Below are 16,276 nucleotides of genomic sequence, written 5' to 3'. Positions count from 1 at the left end.
TAAAAAAATGTTACAATAGTTACTATTTTTTAATGGAAAAAACAAGGAAATAAATTACGATTGAAGTATCTTTGCACAAAAATAAATAAAAATGAATAAAGCCATATATATTGCAACTAGTGAAGCCAATAGTGGTAAGTCAATTGTTGCATTAGGATTGATGAGAATGCTTTTAGGAAAAACTGCAAAAGTTGGTTATTTTAGGCCTATAATTGATGATATTGTTAAGGGTAAAAAAGATAATCATATAAACACAATTATTTCTCATTTTGATTTGGATTTAAATCCAGAAGAAGCTTATGCTTTTACTCGTAGTGAGTTTATTGCAAAACGTAACAAAGGTGAAGAAGGTGATATTTTTGATAAAATAATAGAAAAATACAAGGCCTTAGAAGAAAAAAATGATTTTATGTTAGTTGAGGGTACCGATTTTTCGGGTGAAGGAGCAGCCATAGAGTTAGATGCAAATATTTTAATTGCCAAAAATTTAGGAACACCGGTAATTATAGTTTCAAGCGGAGTAGGTAAAACACTTGATGAATTTATAGGAGAGTTACACTTGGCTTACGATTCTTTTAAAGAAAAAGAAGTTGAAGTTTTAGGTGTTGTAGCCAATAAAGTACAAGAACAAAATATTGAAATTGTTAAAAAAGGAGTAGAGAAAAATTTACCGGAAAGTATTTCAGTAAATGTAATACCATTAATTCCTTCATTAAATAACCCAACAATTAAAGAAATAGCAGAAGCAATTGATGCAAAAATTTTATTTGGTAAAGATCATCTAAACAATCAATCTTCAAAATTTATAGTGGGAGCAATGCAATTGAGAAATTATTTAAATCATTTATGTGAAAATTGTTTAATAATTACTCCTGGTGATAGAGCCGATATAATTTTAGGAGCTTTACAAGCTAATATTTCATCAAATTACCCAAAAATTGCTGGAATTGTTTTAACCGGCGGTATTAAACCAGAAGAACCTATTGTTAAATTGATAGATGGTTTATCTGAAGTTGTACCTATTCTATCTGTTGAAGAAGGAACGTTTGAAGTTGCCAATAAAATAGGAGCCGTACGTTCGCATATGTATGTTGGAAATAAAGAAAAAATTACAACTTCATTACATACTTTTGAAAAATACGTTGAGGTTGATAAGTTAAATGAAAAACTAATCACATTCAAAAATTCCGGAATTACTCCTAGAATGTTTCAATATAATTTATTGAAAAGAGCTAAAACTGTTCGTAAACATATTGTTTTACCTGAAGGTAATGATGATAGAATTATAACAGCTACTGCTAGGTTGGTTGAAGCTGATATAGTTGATTTAACTATTTTAGGTGAAAAAGAAAAAATTGAAAATACAATACATAGACTAGGATTAAAACTAGATATTAATAAAATAAATATAATTAACCCACTTAAATGTGAATGTCATGCTGAGTTTGCCAACACTTTATATGAATTAAGAAAAAATAAAGGGCTAACAATTGAGATGGCTGAAGACTTAATAGGCGATGTTTCATATTTTGGAACTATGATGGTGCATAAAGGATTGGCAGACGGAATGGTTTCTGGAGCGGCACATACAACACAACATACTATTAGACCGGCATTACAGTTTATTAAAACTAAACCTGATGTATCGGTTGTTTCTTCAGTCTTTTTTATGTGTTTGGAAGATAGAGTTTCGGTTTTTGGAGATTGTGCCATAAATCCTAACCCAACTTCTGAGCAATTGGCAGAAATCGCAATTTCATCAGCAGAGTCAAGTATTAACTTTGGAATGGAACCAAAAATTGCAATGTTATCTTATTCATCCGGAGCTTCTGGTAAAGGTGAAGATGTTGATATTGTTAGAAAAGCAACTGAAATTGTAAAAGCAAAAAGACCCGATTTGAAAGTTGAAGGACCAATTCAATACGATGCTGCCGTTGATGCTACAGTAGGAAAAAGTAAAATGCCGGATTCTGAAGTTGCAGGACAAGCAAACGTATTAATTTTCCCGGATTTAAATACAGGAAACAACACATATAAAGCAGTACAACGTGAAACAGGAGCACTAGCAATTGGCCCAATGTTACAGGGATTAAATAAACCGGTTAACGATTTAAGTAGAGGTTGTACAGTAGACGATATTTTTAACACTGTTATTTTAACAGCAATACAAGCGCAAGATATATAATGAAAATTTTAGTATTAAATTCAGGCAGTTCATCAATTAAATATCAATTGTTTAACATGCCTCAAGAGGAAGTGATATGCTCTGGTTTGGTAGAAAGAATTGGTCAGCAAAACGCTGAAATTCATTTCAAATCAACAGAGTATAAAATAGATGAGGTAATGGATATACCAAATCATAAAGTTGGTTTGGAACAAGTTGTAAACCTTTTACTTAATGAAAAAACAGGAGTTTTAAAATCTACTTCAGAAATTGATGCTGTTGGGCACAGAGTTGTACATGGAGGGAGTACGTTTTCTGATACAACAGTTATAAATCAAGAAGTAAAAGATAAAATAAAAACGTTATTTTCTTTAGCACCACAGCATAATCCGGCAAATTATGAAGGAATTATAGTTGCAGAAAATATGTTTCCAAAAGCTAAACAAATAGCAGTTTTTGATACAGCATTTCATCAAACAATACCTGTTGAAGCTTATAAATATGCTATTCCAAATAAATTTTTGGATGAAAATAATATCCGTAAATACGGTTTTCATGGAACAAGTCATAAATACGTTTCAGAAAAAGCTATTGAATATTTAGGAATTAAAAATTCAAAAATAATTACAATTCATTTAGGAAATGGTTGTAGTATGACTGCTGTTAAAGAAGGAAAAAGTATTGATACTACTTTAGGTTTTGGACCTGTTACAGGATTGGTTATGGGAACCAGAAGTGGAGACATAGATCATTCAATTATATTTCATTTAGTTAATAATTTAGGTTATGATTTAAATGATGTAAATAGCATGTTACAAAAGGAGAGCGGTATGTTTGGTTTAACCGGATTTAGTGATTTAAGAGATATCGAATCTGAAGCTGAAAAAGGGAATAAAGATTGCAAACTGGCACTTGATATGAATACTTATAGAATTAAAAAATATATTGGTGAATATGTTGCGGCAATGAATGGTTTAGACGCTATTGTATTTACTGCCGGAATTGGTGAAAACTCTGATTTTATCAGAAAATTAGTGTGTACCAACATGGAATATTTTGGAATAGAGTTAGATGAAGAAAAAAATAAAGTTAGAGCTAAGGAAATAACTGAAATTCATTCAAATAATTCAAAAACTAAAATTTTAATTGTTCCTACTAATGAAGAAGTTGAAATTGCAAAGCAATCTTACAATTTAATTCATAATTAGAAGACCAATTTTGTTGATATAAAAAAAGCCTTGAAATTTCAAGGCTTTTTTATTCTTATTAAGTTCTATTTATTTTAAAGAACCTGTCATATCTTCCGGTTTTACCCATTCATCATATTCTTCAGCAGTAACATATCCTAAACGTACAGCTTCTTCTTTTAAAGTTGTTCCGTTTGCATGAGCAGTATTTGCAATTTCAGCAGCTTTATAATACCCAATTTTAGTATTTAAAGCAGTTACTAACATTAAAGAGTTATTAACTAATTCAGTAATACGAGTATAATTTGGCTCAATACCAATAGCACAATTATCGTTAAAGCTAACACAGGCATCTCCTAATAAACGAGCAGATTGTAAAAAGTTAGCTGCCATAACAGGTTTAAATACGTTTAATTCGTAATGTCCTTGAGTTCCTCCAACAGTAATTGTAACATCATTACCCATAACTTGTGCACAAACCATAGTTAATGCTTCAGATTGTGTTGGATTAACTTTTCCAGGCATAATAGAACTTCCAGGTTCGTTGGCAGGAATAATTAATTCTCCAATACCTGAACGTGGACCAGAAGCCATCATTCTAATATCATTTGCAATTTTATTCAAAGAAACCGCTAATTGTTTTAAAGCGCCATGACTTTCAACAATTGCATCGTGAGATGCTAAAGCTTCAAATTTATTTTCAGCAGTAACAAACGGTAAGCCTGTAAATTCAGCTATTTTTTTAGCCACTAAAACATCGTATCCTTTTGGAGTGTTTAACCCTGTTCCAACTGCGGTTCCACCTAAAGCTAATTCGGCTAAATGAGGTAATGTGTTTTTTAAAGCTTTTAAACCATGATTTAATTGAGATACATAACCTGACAATTCTTGTCCTACAGTTAAAGGAGTAGCATCCATTAAGTGTGTACGACCAATTTTTACAACATCTTTAAATTCTTCAGATTTTGCTTGAAGTGTATCACGTAATTTTTCAATACCTGGAATTGTTGTATCAATAATCATTTTATAACACGCAATATGCATACCGGTAGGGTAGGTATCATTACTTGATTGTGATTTGTTCACATCATCATTAGGTTGTATAACTTTTTCTCCTTCACCAATAACTTTACCTGCAATTTCTTGAGCACGGTTAGCAATAACTTCGTTACAGTTCATATTACTTTGTGTTCCTGAACCTGTTTGCCATATTACTAATGGAAATTGATCATCTAATTTTCCTTCAAGAATTTCATCACAAACAGCCGAAATTAAGTCTCTTTTTTCCAATGGTAAAACTCCCAAATCATAATTAGCATGAGCAGCAGCTTTTTTTAAATACGCAAAACCATAAATAACTTCTAAAGGCATAGAAGCCGAAGGCCCTATTTTAAAATTATTACGCGAACGTTCTGTTTGAGCTCCCCAATATTTATCAGCAGGTACTTCAACCTTGCCCATAGTGTCTTTTTCAATTCTATATTTCATAATATTAAGTTTATCTATTTTTAATGAGTTTTACAAATTTACTAAATATGATTTTTAAGGGTTCAAATGTGCGTGTTTTTTTTGATTTTTTAGATGAGAAATATCATTTGTAAAAAAATAAAAAAGATATGTGATAATTAAAAATAAATATTATTTTTGTAAATAATTTAAAATAAATTTTATTAATAAGATATGGATTTATCTCAGTTTTCAGGATTTTTAGTATTCTTAGGTATTTTTACAATGGGATTTTGGTTAATGATTTTTTTGTTAACATTTGTAATTCCTTATTGGTTAGTAGGTTATTTTAAAGAATCTTGGAAATACAGAAAAGAAGGTAAAGCTGAAGCTAAAAAAGAATAATTTTTTATAAATAATATATTAAAAAAGGTCAATTTAATAATTGACCTTTTTTTGTTTTATGCTTTAAACATTTCTTCTTCACCACCACCATTATTTTCTCCATTAGGTCTTTCTTGTTTCTTTTTTTGATTGAATCGATAGGTGAAATTCAATAAAATTTGACGTTCTCTCCATTGAAATTCTCCTTTAGATATGGTATTTGTTGTATAACTTTCAGATTTTCTTTTTCTACTGTTAAATAAGTCGCTTACATTTAATGATAATGTAGCATTGTCTTTAAATATATCTTTGCTAAAGGCTAAGTTTACACTTAACATACCTTCTCTTTTTGATAATGCAGATTCTGAAGGTCCTCGGTACATAGCTCTTGTTTGCCAATCAATTTTACCGGGTAAAGTAACTCTTGAGTTTAAACGTGTAAACCAAGAAGTATCATCTGAATCATAATTGATTTCATTATAATCTCCTTTGGTTTCTGATTTAAAGAAATTAAAACTTTGTGTAATTCGCCACCATTTATAAGGATTATAGTTTGCTGTAAATTCAAAGCCATAACGATCTCTGGAACTTAAGTTTATTGGATTTCTAATAATAACTAAAGTTTGTACGCCATCAATATCTCTAATTTCTTCATTTTCCACCATTTCAAAATTATTGGTTTCGTGTTGGTAATAAATAGAAGAGTTTAGTGTTAGTTTATCCCAACGTTTTAAATAACCTAAATCAAAAGAATTTGTATAGGTAGGGTCTAAATTAACATTTCCTTTTCTTACAGAGGTTTCGCTAACTCTAGATTCAAAAGGGTTTAAAAACCAGTGTCGTGGACGTCTTAATCTTCTGCTGTATCCTAATGTTAAACTTTCAGAATCGTTAAATTCTAAACCTAAATTAATTGTTGGGAAAAATTTAGTAAAACTTTTATTATATGTTTCATTGGTTTGAATTAAATTGATTTTTCGGTCAGTATTTTCCATTCTTAAACCTAGCAGATAAGAGAATTTATTTATTTTGCTTCCATATTGTGTATAAACAGAATAAATATCTTGTTTAAAATCTAAAGTGTTTGATAGGTTTGTGTTATTGTAGTATTCTTCGGTTTCTTCATTAAAATCTTCAACTAAATAATCTGAATTTAAATCATTCAAATCAGCTTTAAAACCAAATTCGAATTGAGTATTCTCTCCAATTGGTAATACATAATCACCTTTAAACATAATATCTTCAGACTCTTCGTCGGTAAAATTTCTTTCAGGATTATTTTCTTCATAAGAAGGAAAAGTGTCGTAATCGGAAATGTAAGCATCACTTTTTTCGTCACTTTTTCCGTATTGAAAATCGAGTATTAATTTATGACCGTCTTTTTTAAAATCTTGTGTAAAATTTAATGAATATTCGATTGTTTTATCATCATCAATTTCAATTTCAGTTCTATCATTAGTTCGAGTAATAGTTTTGTTTTGATCTAACTCATTTGTAATATTTGATGATTTATCATCTCCTTTTGATGTTCTATATAAAAATGATCCTGTAATTGAACTTTTATCGGTTAAATAATATTCAATGCCTAAGTTTGTATTAAAATTTTCGTTTTTTCTATTGTACTTACTTTTTTCGTTTCTGAAATATGGAGAATTTTCGTAAGGGTTCAAATAGGTTGTATTGTTATATGAATTTCCGGGACCTTCACTATCATTATAACCTATATTAGTGAAAAAATTGAATTTGTTAATTCGGTAATTCATATTTGTTGAAGCCCCAATATTATGAGGATCACCGGCAGTTAAAGTTACTGAACTGTTAAATCCTTGAGCTTTTCCTTTTCTTAATATAATATTCAAAATACCTGCTGTTCCTTCAGCATCATAACGTGCTGACGGACTAGTAATTACTTCAACTTTTTCAATTGCATCTGCAGGAAGTTGTCTTAAGGCATCAGTTCCGCTTAATCCAACCAAACCGGAAGGTTTTCCATTTACTAATATTCGAACGTTTTCGTTGCCACGAAGACTTACATTTCCTTCAACATCAACATTTACTGATGGAACATTGTCTAAAACGTCAGAGGCAGTTCCTCCTTTAACAGTCATGTCTTTCCCCACATTATATATTTTTTTATCAAGTCGTATTTCAACTGTACTTTTTTCAGCAATAATTTCAACTTCATCAAGAGCTTCAGCATCCATTTCTAAAAAAATAGTACCTAAGTTAATATCTTTATCAACTAATTTGTTATATATAGTTTTGGTTTTAAACGATATAAATTCTACTGATATATTATATTTTCCTTTTGCAACTTGAATGTTAAAAGAACCGTTGGTATCGGTTATGCCACCGGTTATTTCTTTTCCATTTACCGGAGTAAAAACTATTGTTGCATACTCTAACCCTTGTTTTGTTTCATTATCAATTACATTTCCTGAAACAGTTATTTGAGGTATGTTACTTTTTTGTTGTGCATACGTTGTTAGTGAGAATACAATAACTAGAATATGTAGAAGTTTTCTATTCATAAAATTATTTAAAATTAAATTCAAATATACTTTTTGTACATATACAACTATGTTAATATGTAGTTAATATATGTTAACAAACTTATATCAAATAAAAAATAGTTATTTGTTATAACCGAGAAAACTATTTAGACTAATAAAAAGTGTAAAGGTTTAAAAAACTAAAGTATTGTTTTAATAATTTCGGGTGGGCGACCAATAATAGCTTTTCCATTATTAATTACAATTGGTCTTTCAATTAATTTGGGATTTTCTACCATTGCTGTAATAATTTGAGCATCAGTTAGTTTTTTCCCTTTATAATTTTCTTTCCAAATGGTCTCATTTCTTCTAACTAAATCAATAGGAGAAATATTTAATAATGAAATAATTTCTGTTAATTCTTCTTTTGAAACAGGCGTTTCTAAATATTTTACGACTTCAAAATTAAGATTTAAATCTTCTAAAATAGCTAAACCTTGTCGGCTTTTACTACAACGAGGATTGTGATAGATTTTCATTTTTGTGGTTTTTACAAAAATAAGGGTTAAAAAAACAAATGAAAAACTATTTTAACTATAATTTTGGTTTAATATCTTTTTGATTAAAGTCAATTTTTCTGTCTTTTTTGCTTTGATTAAACCTGTATGTAAATGATAAAATAAAATCTTGATATTTATTTTTTATTTCTGTTTTCGAAAAATAATAATCGCTAAATCGTTCTCTTTTGGTTTTGTATGAATTAAAAATGTCATTTGTTGTTAAACTAATGGTTGCATTATTATCAAATAAATCTTTACTGATAGATGCAGTAGCATAAGTTCTTTCTTTTCTTGTAAAATAAGCACCTTCCGATTTCAATTCGTGTTTAATATTGGTTTGAAAATTAAAAACATTTGGTATTTTAAGTTGCGTAAGTAAGCTTAAGGTTCCCAATAAATTTGAGTTATTGAAATCTCTGGTTATATTTTGACCTGCATCATTAACAATTTTAAAAATTCCCGATTGGTCAAAATTAGAAAGGGAAATATTTCCAATAAAACTTACAATTTTGCTAGGGTTATATGCTCCGGTAATATTTAAATTAGAGTAGTTTGTGTTACCTACATTTGCAATGGTGGTTAGAATTTTGTTAACACCGTTAATTTGTTCTCCTGTTTCATAAGTAACTTCCTCAGGCCAATCTTCATATCTTTGGTATAGAACGGAAGTTGAAAAATTAAATTTGTTTAGACTTAATGAATAGTAAAGATTAAAGCTGTTGAAATAGGTTGGGTCTAAATTTTCATTTCCTATATAAGATGAGGTTTCACTGTACTTTTGTTCAAAAGGTTGTAAATCCTTATAAACAGGCCTTGCTATACCTCTTGAAAAGCTAAAACTCAAACTTTGAGTATCATTAATGGTGTATTCTACATAAGCAGAAGGAAATAAATCGTCAAAGTTTTTTGTTATTTTACTGTTATAATCTTTGTAATCAATATCAGATTCTGCAAATTCTGCTCTTAATCCTATTCCATAATACATTTTTGCACCTTGATATTCATATTCAGCAAAAACAGCATGAATATCTTCCTTATAATCAATATCGCTATAATTTGTAATTCCTGAATATGTAAAAGGTATTTTACCAAACTCACCTTGGTAACCTAATATATAATTTGATTTTTCGTTTATTGGGTTTGTGAATTGAATATTAAAAATTGTATTTTTTAAGGTATTGTTTTCAACATAATATTCATCAGTATAATTTTCATTAGTATTTATAATATTGTTTTTATAAGTTTCTTCATCGTTGGTATATGTAAATGAGGAAGTTAATTTTTGACCTTCTTTAGTAAAATTATGTTCAAAATCAACGTTTACTTCAATAATTTCATCATTAAAATCGCCTTTGTGATTTCTAAAATTTTCCGACGTTAAATTATTAGAGCTATCAAAAATATCAGAATTGGTTAAAGTAGTTCGATTATAATCTAAATTAGTATAGTTTACACCGGTTGATAAAGTTGTTTTGTCAGAAATATAAAAATCGGCACCAACAGTACTATTTAAACTATTTTGTTTACTGTTATACTTATTTTTTTCTTTTAAAAATGATGTAGTATTAGAATTTTCAAAGTACTCATTTTCACTTTTTGTAAGTTGAATAAAGTTTTTATAACCATACGATGTATTGGTATAAAAATTAACTTTTTTTGTTTTGTAATTTAAATTTAGAGCTCCTCCATAAATATCTTTATAACCCACATTTCCTGTTATAGAAGCATTTAAGCCTTCATCTTTTCCTTTTTTTAGAATGATGTTAATAATGCTTTTGTAAGAAGCATTATATTTTGCCCCCGGGTTGGTAATAGTTTCAACTTTTTCGATTGAATTTGCAGGTAGCGATTTTAAAGCTTCTGCTTTGGTCATTGAAGAAACTTTACCATTAATCATTACAGTAGTGCCTTGTCCGTTTAGTGTGATACTACCAGTAGGGTCAACATTTATTGATGGAATATTGTTAAGAACATCCGTTGCCATACTTCCGGCAGCCGATATATCTTTTTCAACATTATACACCATTTTGTTGGGTTTAAATTCCAACGTTTTTTTGTTGGCTGTTATTTCAACTTCTTTTAGAGCTTCTGTATCTTGTTCTATAGCAATAGTACCAATATTAAAATCTCTAGTAATGGTAGATATATTTAATTTTTTGGTTTTGTAAGAAATGTATTCAACTGAGGCATCGTAAGTTCCTTCATCAACATCAATTGAAAAATGGCCTTTTCTATTGGTAATTCCACCAAATTTAATTTGACTTGAGTCTAAGCTTTTAAAAACTACAGTTGCATATTCTATTGGGTCTTTAGAAGAAGCATCAATAATTTTGCCTGAAATTGTAAAAGTGGGGGTTTTCTTTTCTTGACTAAAACTTATTATTGGGGTTAATATTGTTAGCAATAATAATATTTTTCTCATAAAAAAACGGGTTAATTAATTCATAGCATTTTACTGGTATTTTTTACATATTTATATATAAAATTTAATTTCAGTAAAAATACGAATTATTATCAATAAACAGTATTTTATTTAAAAAAAATAACTGTTTATTGTTGAAATGATGTAAAATTAAAATTTTTATTAGAAAAATATTTGTAGAGAATTTAGTTTTTCTTTTAGTTTTTCATGGGTTTTAAAATGTATAGCATTAAGATTAAAACTACTTGCAGCAATTACGTTTTCTTTGTTATCATCAATAAAAACAGCATTTTCAGGTGTAATATTATATCTGTTTAATATGATATTGTATATTTTAGGAAAGGGTTTTCTGGTTTTTTCTTTACCGGAAACTACCACACCATCAAAATCCTTAAAAAAAGGAAATAACTCTATAGCTTTGTCCCATTTTTCTGCACTCCAATTGGTTAGAGCATAAATTTTATAATTTCCGGAGGCTTTTAATGTTTTGAACAATTCAACATTTTGATGAATTGGACCAGAAAACATGTGGTGCCATTCGTTATAATACAATCGAATCCAATCTTCATATTCAGGAAACTCTGTAACTTTTTGTTTTACAGCTTCTTCAATGGTTCTGCCTGCATCTTGTTCTGTATTCCATTCAGTTGTACAAACAGAACTTAAAAACCAGTTAACTTTGGTTACATCGCCATTGAACACTTTTTTATATAGATATGCTGGATTCCAGTCGACAAGTACACCGCCTAAATCAAAAATTATGGTATCAATTTTATGTTCCATTATAATTCTGTTGAAGTTTCTTTTTGTCCTTGTTGCATCAGGTATGCTTTTATAAAGCCATCAATATCTCCATTCATAACAGCATCTACATTAGCAGTTTCGTATGTGGTTCTAACATCTTTTACTAATTTATAAGGATGCATTACATAATTTCGAATTTGAGAACCAAAGTCAATTTTTAATTTATTTGCTTCAATTTCACTGCGCTTTTCTCGTTGTTTTTGCAATTCAATTTCGTATAATTGAGATTTAAGTAATTGCATTGCTTTGGTTTTATTATCAAGTTGAGAACGAGTTTCTGAGTTTTCAATCATAATTCCCGAAGGTTTATGGCGTAAACGTACTGCAGTTTCAACTTTGTTAACGTTTTGACCTCCTGCACCACTTGAGCGCATTGTTTCCCATGTGATATCTGCGGGATTGATTTCTATTTCAATACTATCATCCGCAAGTGGGTAAACATATACTGATGCAAAAGAAGTATGGCGTTTAGCATTACTGTCGAAAGGTGAAATTCTAACTAAACGATGTACACCGTTTTCTCCTTTTAAATAACCGAAAGCATATTCACCATCAATTTCTAAAGTTACAGTTTTAATTCCGGCAACATCACCTTCTTGGAAGTTAAGTTCTTTAATTTTAAAACCTTGGTTCTCACTCCACATTAAATACATTCTCATAAGCATTTGAGCCCAATCACAACTTTCTGTACCACCGGCTCCGGCAGTAATTTGAAGTACAGCACTCAAATTATCACCTTCATCAGAAAGCATATTTTTAAACTCTAAGTTTTCTATAATATTTAATGTTTTATGGTATTGTTTGTCAACTTCATCTTCTTTAATTTCACCTTCAGAATAAAAATCGAATAAAACAGAGGTATCTTCAAAATTGGTAGTTAAATTATTAAAATCTTCCACCCATTTTTTTTTGGCTCGAAGTTTTTTCATTACAATTTCGGCTTCTTTCGGGTTATTCCAAAAATTGGGATTTGCAGTTTTTTCTTCCTCGTTTGAAATTTCAATTATTTTCTTGTCAATATCGAGGTAAGTTTTTAAATTGCCTATTCGTTCTTGTAATTTATTGATGTGTTCTTTTGATATCATTTCTAAAATTGAGAATTACAAAAATAACCTTTCATTTTTAAACTATGCAAATAAATTTAATTAGTGACACAGTTACTAAACCTACAAAAGGCATGTTAAATGCCATGATGAATGCTGAAGTTGGTGATGATGTTTTTAAATCAGATCCAACTGTTAATCAATTACAATCAAAGATAGCCGAAATGTTTGGTATGGAAGATGCTTTATTTTTCCCTTCTGGTACAATGGCAAATCAAACAGCTATAAAATTACATACACAACCCGGAGACAGAATGTTTTGTGATAAATGGACACATGTGTATAATTTTGAAGGTGGTGGAGCAGCATTCAATTCTGGAGTTACAAGTCATTTAATTGATGGTACTAGAGGTATGTTTACTGCAAATCAGTTAAACGAAGTAGTATCTGGAAGCAGAACCGATATTCATGCACCGTATTCACGACTTGTAGTGGTAGAAAATACAACAAATAAAGGTGGTGGTGCTTGTTGGGATTTTGATGAGATTTTAAAAATAAAGAAGATATGTTTAGACAATAATCTTGCTTTACATTTAGATGGTGCGCGGTTGTTCAATGCTTTAGTTGCAAAAGAAGAATCTCCAGAGCAGTATGGAAAAGTTTTTGATACCATTTCAATATGCCTGTCAAAAGGATTAGGAGCACCGGTCGGTTCAATATTATTAGGTACAAAACAACACATGGATAAAGCATTGAGAATTAGAAAATTGTTTGGTGGAGGTATGAGACAGTCAGGTTATTTGGCTGCCGCCGGAATTTATGCTTTGGATAATCATGTAGAACGACTTGCAATTGATCATACCAGGGCAAAGGTTATTGGAGCTGCGCTTCAAAATTGTGAACTAATTAAAAGTGTTGAACCTATTGAAACAAATATCATTATTTTTAATGTTATAGATTCAATTAATGAACAAGATTTTATAAGCAGACTGAATGACGCCAGAATTTTATTGAGCAGTATGGGGCAAGGAAAATTAAGAATGGTAACGCATTTGGATTTTACTGAAGAAATGTTAGAAAGAGTTGTTCATACATTAGAACATATTTAAAATTTATATAATGATTCACATAAAAAAAATAATACCTGTTTTTTTAGTACTGCTAACTATTAATAATTATTCTCAAACTGAGGCCGATAAAATTTTATTTGAAATTTCAACAGCACCTTCAGCAAAAAGAATAGAAAATGATATAAAAACACTTGTAGATTTTGGTACAAGGCATACATTATCCGATACAATTTCAACAACAAGAGGTATTGGAGCTGCAAGAAGGTGGATAAAAGCTACTTTTGATAAAGTTTCAACAAATTGTAATAACTGTTTAGAGGTTAAATATATTTCTGATGTAGTTAAAGAAGATGGAAGAAGAATTATCAGAGATACTAAAGTTGTTAATGTTGTTGCAATTCAAAAAGGTTATAAATATCCTAATCGATATGTAATTATGTCTGGTGATATAGATTCTCGTGTAACTGATCCTAATAATTTTACATCTGATGCTCCCGGAGCTAATGACAATGCATCAGGTATGGCAGGAACCATTGAAGCGGCAAGAGTTTTGAGCAAATATAAATTTCCTGCTTCAATAATTTATGTGGGTCTTTCGGGTGAAGAACAAGGTTTGTATGGAGGTAAAATTTTAGCCGAATATGCTAAAGAAAATAAATGGGATATTGTGGGCGTTTTAAATAATGATATGATTGGAAATATTGAAGGAATTGATGGCGTAATTGATAATAGTACTTTTAGAGTTTTTTCTGAAGCTATTTCAATGAAAACTACAGAAAATGAACGTAATAGTATGCGTTATTATGGAGGTGAAGTAGATGGGCCATCTCGTCAATTAGCTCGTTATATTGATGATATTACCGATAAATATATGACCAATTTAGATGCAATTATGATTTACAGATTGGATAGATTTGGAAGAGGTGGCCACCATACACCATTTAATAATGAGGGTTTTACCGGTGTTAGAATTATGGAAACTCACGAAAATTATAATAGGCAACATCAGGATTTGAGAGAAGAAAATGGAATAGCCTATGGCGATGTACTACAAGGCGTAAATTTTGAGTACGCAGCAAAATTAACAGCCGTAAACAGTTTAACTTTGGCTTCATTGGCAATGGCATCGGTTGAGCCAAAAAATGTGATGATTGCAGGAGCTGTACAACCTTCAACAAGGTTAAAATGGGATGTAGAAGACGATGAAAATATATTAGGTTATAAAATTTATTGGAGAGATACAACTTCGCCTTTATGGCAACATAGTATGTTTGTTGGTAAAATATCAGATTATACATTAAAAAATATTGTAATTGATAATTATTTTTTTGGTGTAGCTTCTGTAAGTAAAAATGGAGCTGAAAGTTTAATACAATTTCCAAGAAAATTAATTCCGAAAGGAGAGTAATTATAAATTAATTTTGAAGTATGAAAAAAACTGTATTAATATTATTATTTTCTTTTTGTGTATTAGGCAATATTTCGGCACAATCAGTAATTACTAAAAAAACAAAAATGATACAAAAATTAGAAACAGCAACTTTTGCAAATGGTTGTTTTTGGTGTACTGAAGCAATTTTTCAAAGATTAGAAGGAGTACAGTCAGTTACATCAGGTTATACAGGAGGTACAATTAAAAATCCTTCATATAAAGAAGTTTCATCGGGCTCAACCGGTCATGCTGAAGCTATTCAAATTCAATTTGATTCTTCAATAATTACATTTCAAGAAATATTAGATGTGTTTTTTAGTACTCACGATCCAACAACGTTGAACAAACAAGGTTATGATGTTGGTACTCAATACCGATCTGCTATTTTTTATCATTCTAATGAGCAAAAAGAAACTGCTGAGAAATTCATAAAAGCTTTAACTGAAGCGCAAGTTTTTGATAGTCCAATTGTTACTGAAATTGTTCAATTTGATACGTTTTATAAAGCTGAAGATTATCATCAAAACTATTATAATAATAATAAATATCAAGGGTATTGTGTAGCGGTGATAAATCCAAAACTTGAAAAATTCATAAAAAAATATAAGGATAAATTAAAAAAGCAATAAGGTTGGCATTTTTATTGTAATACCCTATTAAAAATTAAATTAGTATGCAAAAAAAATATAAATTGCTATTGTTAAGTGTGTTGTTTGATGGTGTTGGAATGTTATCTTTTGTAATTCCGTTTGTTGGTGAATTTTCAGATGTTGTTTGGGCCCCATTATCCGCTTTTTTAATGTTTAAAATGTTTAAAGGAACAGAAGGGAAAGTAGGAGGATTAGTTTCTTTTGTGGAAGAAGCCGGTATTTTTGGAACAGATTTTTTACCTACATTCACATTAACATGGATATATAAATACTTACTTAAGAAAAATAGAAAATAGTGAATTTTAGTTCAACAACTTTTTAAAACCCATTCTACACAACATTTTTTTTGTAAAATTCCAAAAGAAAGTAAATTGTCCAAAACAAAATCCAACTATTGGTAAAGTAGCTTGATAAATTAGAAAAACTAAAAAAATTCTAATTGGCCAAAAAATCCAAGGATTTGTAGTTTCAACATTTAAACCAATAAGTTCAGTAACCGGTTTGGCAACCCAAACAGCAAAAGATCCATTAATTGAAAACACAATTATTATTAATAAAACTTGAAAGTTCGATTTTAATCCCCAGCGTTGCTTTAGTTTTTCCATTTGTTAAAAATTCGTTG

The 16,276-nt window shown here is 29.6% G+C and carries 14 protein-coding genes; 7 read left to right on the top strand and 7 right to left on the bottom strand.

From position 1 onward, the window contains the following. Positions 1 to 91: 91 nt before the first annotated feature. Positions 92 to 2,185, top strand: coding sequence for a phosphate acetyltransferase (gene pta / locus HGB55_RS06930; protein WP_168815969.1), 2,094 nt, complete (start codon positions 92 to 94; stop codon positions 2,183 to 2,185). After that, a complete protein-coding gene (locus tag HGB55_RS06925; RefSeq protein WP_168815968.1) occupies positions 2,185 to 3,372 on the top strand; it encodes an acetate/propionate family kinase in 1,188 nt (395 codons plus the stop codon). The genes pta and HGB55_RS06925 overlap by 1 nt, the downstream gene beginning before the upstream one ends. A 69-nt stretch (positions 3,373 to 3,441) precedes the next feature. Here HGB55_RS06925 and fumC read toward each other — a convergent pair whose 3' ends face one another. After that, complete coding sequence (gene fumC, locus HGB55_RS06920; RefSeq protein ID WP_168815967.1) at positions 3,442 to 4,839, bottom strand: class II fumarate hydratase; 1,398 nt, start codon at positions 4,837 to 4,839, stop codon at positions 3,442 to 3,444. A 192-nt stretch (positions 4,840 to 5,031) separates the two neighbouring features. Between fumC and HGB55_RS06915 the strand changes: the two genes are divergently transcribed. Further along, positions 5,032 to 5,202 (top strand): hypothetical protein, encoded by a 171-nt coding sequence (locus tag HGB55_RS06915; RefSeq protein ID WP_168815966.1) that lies wholly within the window; start codon positions 5,032 to 5,034, stop codon positions 5,200 to 5,202. A gap of 56 nt (positions 5,203 to 5,258) precedes the next feature. On the opposite strand, the gene HGB55_RS06910 is transcribed toward HGB55_RS06915, so the two are convergent. From HGB55_RS06910 to prfB, 5 genes are all read right to left on the bottom strand, one after another. Continuing rightward, entirely contained in the window at positions 5,259 to 7,712 is a 2,454-nt protein-coding gene (locus tag HGB55_RS06910) for an outer membrane beta-barrel family protein (protein ID WP_168815965.1), read from the bottom strand. A 161-nt stretch (positions 7,713 to 7,873) separates the two neighbouring features. After that, entirely contained in the window at positions 7,874 to 8,212 is a 339-nt protein-coding gene (gene arsC / locus HGB55_RS06905) for an arsenate reductase (glutaredoxin) (RefSeq protein ID WP_168815964.1), read from the bottom strand. Positions 8,213 to 8,267: 55 nt separating this feature from the next. Next, positions 8,268 to 10,655 (bottom strand): outer membrane beta-barrel family protein, encoded by a 2,388-nt coding sequence (locus HGB55_RS06900; RefSeq protein ID WP_168815963.1) that lies wholly within the window; start codon positions 10,653 to 10,655, stop codon positions 8,268 to 8,270. A 162-nt stretch (positions 10,656 to 10,817) separates the two neighbouring features. Next, positions 10,818 to 11,438, bottom strand: coding sequence for an HAD family phosphatase (locus HGB55_RS06895; RefSeq protein WP_168815961.1), 621 nt, complete (start codon positions 11,436 to 11,438; stop codon positions 10,818 to 10,820). Further along, positions 11,438 to 12,544, bottom strand: coding sequence for a peptide chain release factor 2 (gene prfB, locus HGB55_RS06890; protein WP_168815959.1), 1,107 nt, complete (start codon positions 12,542 to 12,544; stop codon positions 11,438 to 11,440). Before prfB ends, HGB55_RS06895 begins: the two co-directional genes overlap by 1 nt. A gap of 44 nt (positions 12,545 to 12,588) precedes the next feature. Between prfB and HGB55_RS06885 the strand changes: the two genes are divergently transcribed. The 4 genes from HGB55_RS06885 to HGB55_RS06870 are packed head-to-tail and all read left to right on the top strand — an operon-like array spanning position 12,589 to position 15,950. Beyond that, on the top strand, positions 12,589 to 13,611 hold the full coding sequence (locus tag HGB55_RS06885) for a low specificity L-threonine aldolase (protein ID WP_168815957.1): 1,023 nt from the start codon (positions 12,589 to 12,591) through the stop codon (positions 13,609 to 13,611). A gap of 10 nt (positions 13,612 to 13,621) precedes the next feature. After that, on the top strand, positions 13,622 to 14,980 hold the full coding sequence (locus HGB55_RS06880) for a M28 family peptidase (RefSeq protein WP_168815956.1): 1,359 nt from the start codon (positions 13,622 to 13,624) through the stop codon (positions 14,978 to 14,980). Positions 14,981 to 15,000: 20 nt separating this feature from the next. Continuing rightward, positions 15,001 to 15,633 (top strand): peptide-methionine (S)-S-oxide reductase MsrA, encoded by a 633-nt coding sequence (gene msrA, locus HGB55_RS06875; RefSeq protein WP_211047361.1) that lies wholly within the window; start codon positions 15,001 to 15,003, stop codon positions 15,631 to 15,633. Positions 15,634 to 15,677: 44 nt separating this feature from the next. After that, positions 15,678 to 15,950, top strand: coding sequence for a hypothetical protein (locus HGB55_RS06870; RefSeq protein WP_168815954.1), 273 nt, complete (start codon positions 15,678 to 15,680; stop codon positions 15,948 to 15,950). 6 nt (positions 15,951 to 15,956) lie between these two features. On the opposite strand, the gene HGB55_RS06865 is transcribed toward HGB55_RS06870, so the two are convergent. After that, positions 15,957 to 16,259 carry a DUF6787 family protein gene (locus HGB55_RS06865; protein ID WP_168815952.1) on the bottom strand — a complete coding sequence of 101 codons (303 nt, stop codon included), beginning with the start codon at positions 16,257 to 16,259 and terminating at the stop codon, positions 15,957 to 15,959. Positions 16,260 to 16,276: the final 17 nt, after the last annotated feature.

It is taken from the genome of Lutibacter sp. B1 (assembly GCF_012524075.1).
GTDB lineage: Bacteria > Bacteroidota > Bacteroidia > Flavobacteriales > Flavobacteriaceae > Lutibacter.
The sequence above is the reverse complement of the archived record's forward strand: the minus strand, read 5'-3'. Positions and strand labels throughout refer to the sequence as shown.

Coding starts and splice junctions, on each gene's coding strand:
- HGB55_RS06880 (WP_168815956.1), top strand. CDS start 13,622: ATGATTCACATAAAAAAAATAATACCTGTTTTTTTAGTACTGCTAACT.
- fumC (WP_168815967.1), bottom strand. CDS start 4,839: ATGAAATATAGAATTGAAAAAGACACTATGGGCAAGGTTGAAGTACCT.
- HGB55_RS06870 (WP_168815954.1), top strand. CDS start 15,678: ATGCAAAAAAAATATAAATTGCTATTGTTAAGTGTGTTGTTTGATGGT.
- arsC (WP_168815964.1), bottom strand. CDS start 8,212: ATGAAAATCTATCACAATCCTCGTTGTAGTAAAAGCCGACAAGGTTTA.
- HGB55_RS06910 (WP_168815965.1), bottom strand. CDS start 7,712: ATGAATAGAAAACTTCTACATATTCTAGTTATTGTATTCTCACTAACA.
- HGB55_RS06900 (WP_168815963.1), bottom strand. CDS start 10,655: ATGAGAAAAATATTATTATTGCTAACAATATTAACCCCAATAATAAGT.
- HGB55_RS06865 (WP_168815952.1), bottom strand. CDS start 16,259: ATGGAAAAACTAAAGCAACGCTGGGGATTAAAATCGAACTTTCAAGTT.
- HGB55_RS06895 (WP_168815961.1), bottom strand. CDS start 11,438: ATGGAACATAAAATTGATACCATAATTTTTGATTTAGGCGGTGTACTT.
- pta (WP_168815969.1), top strand. CDS start 92: ATGAATAAAGCCATATATATTGCAACTAGTGAAGCCAATAGTGGTAAG.
- HGB55_RS06925 (WP_168815968.1), top strand. CDS start 2,185: ATGAAAATTTTAGTATTAAATTCAGGCAGTTCATCAATTAAATATCAA.
- msrA (WP_211047361.1), top strand. CDS start 15,001: ATGAAAAAAACTGTATTAATATTATTATTTTCTTTTTGTGTATTAGGC.
- prfB (WP_168815959.1), bottom strand. CDS start 12,544: ATGATATCAAAAGAACACATCAATAAATTACAAGAACGAATAGGCAAT.
- HGB55_RS06885 (WP_168815957.1), top strand. CDS start 12,589: ATGCAAATAAATTTAATTAGTGACACAGTTACTAAACCTACAAAAGGC.
- HGB55_RS06915 (WP_168815966.1), top strand. CDS start 5,032: ATGGATTTATCTCAGTTTTCAGGATTTTTAGTATTCTTAGGTATTTTT.